This is a genomic window from Paractinoplanes hotanensis (assembly GCF_023717965.1).
Taxonomy (GTDB): domain Bacteria; phylum Actinomycetota; class Actinomycetes; order Mycobacteriales; family Micromonosporaceae; genus Actinoplanes; species Actinoplanes polyasparticus.
Genome location: NZ_JAMQOL010000120.1, coordinates 1 through 1,401, shown reverse-complemented (window position 1 = coordinate 1,401; position 1,401 = coordinate 1). Strand labels below are relative to the sequence as shown.

Sequence of the window (1,401 nt, the reverse complement as noted above, 5' to 3'; positions counted from 1 at the left end):
CTAGTAGTGCTCCGTCATGATCTAGAAACCGTTTCGCGGTTGGGTCGTTGGTTCGAGCATGGTGGATGTGCAGGAGTTGCTGCGCCTGGACGGGGAATTGATCGAGTTCGTGGAGGACGTGTTCTCGTCGTTGCGACGCAAGGGCTGGCAGGAGCGTTCGCACTGCTACCTGACCGGGCTGATGCTGGAGGGCCGGCGTAAGTCGGTCGAGCCGATGGCGGCCCGGCTGAACGAGTCGAACGATCAGTCGTTGCAGCATTTCCTGGCGAACACGCCGTGGGATCCGGTCCCGGTCCGGGCCAGGTTGGCCCGCAAGATGCACAAGGCGATCAACCCGACCGCGTGGGTGGCCGACGATACCGGCTTCACCAAGGACGGCCGGTTGTCGCCGTGCGTGGCCCGGCAGTACACCGGCACCGCGGGGAAGATCACGAACTGTCAGGTCGCGACCACCCTGCACCTGGCCTCCGACGAAGCATCGGTCCCGATCGACTGGCGGTTGTTCATGCCCGAGTCCTGGGATCCCGACTCCGGCAAGGCCAGCCTCGACGTCCGGCAGCGGCGTGCCGTGTGCGGGATCCCGGACGACGAGCAGCACCGTCCGAAATGGCAACTGGCCCTGGAATGCGTCGACGAGGCCCTGTCCTGGGGTGTACCCGCACCATCGGTCATGGCCGCCGACGCCGGCTACGGCGACGCCGCCGCGTTCCGGCACGGCCTGACCGAACGCGACATCCCGTACGCGGTCCAGATTTCCGTCACCCTCAGCGTGCTGCCCGCGACCGCGACCCGCACCACCCCGGCCTACTGCGGGCGCGGCCCCCGGCCGAAACCCCGCTACGAACACGATCCGGTGTCGGTCAAAGAACACCTCATCGCGCTGGGCCGCAGGCAGGCCAGACGGATCACCTGGCGGGCCGGATCCAGGCAACAAGACGGCAAGCGGCGGTTGATGAGCGGCCGGTTCGTGTTCGCCCGTGTCCGGCAGGCCGACGCCGGCACCCGATCCATCTACAAAGGACAAGACTGGCCCGAGTGCTGGCTCATCGCCGAATGGCCGCCCGGCGCCCCGGAACCCACCCGCTACTGGCTGTCGACCCTGCCCGCCACCACCCGCCGCGCCGACCTGATCCGCGCTGCGAAACAACGCTGGCGGATCGAACACGACTACCGCGAGTTGAAGACCGGCCTCGGACTCACCCACTACGAAGGCCGCAAATGGGCCGGCTGGCACCACCACGTCACCCTCGTCGCCGCCGCTCACGGCTTCCTCACCCTGCAACGCCTGAACCCAAAAGCAGCAGTGCCGGAATGACCCTTTACGGCGTACTCCGACACATCCAACGTTATATCGTCCGGATCATCCACACCTGCCCGACCTGCGACACCGTCTTCCCCGAG

Annotated in this window: 1 protein-coding gene; it reads left to right on the top strand. The window is 66.9% G+C overall.

Annotation, left to right across the window (positions count from 1 at the left end; translation table 11 throughout):
* Positions 1-61 precede the first annotated feature (61 nt).
* A complete protein-coding gene (locus tag LXN57_RS47660) occupies positions 62-1,315 on the top strand; it encodes an IS701 family transposase (RefSeq protein ID WP_438872994.1) in 1,254 nt (417 codons plus the stop codon).
* The last annotated feature ends 86 nt before the right edge of the window (positions 1,316-1,401 follow it).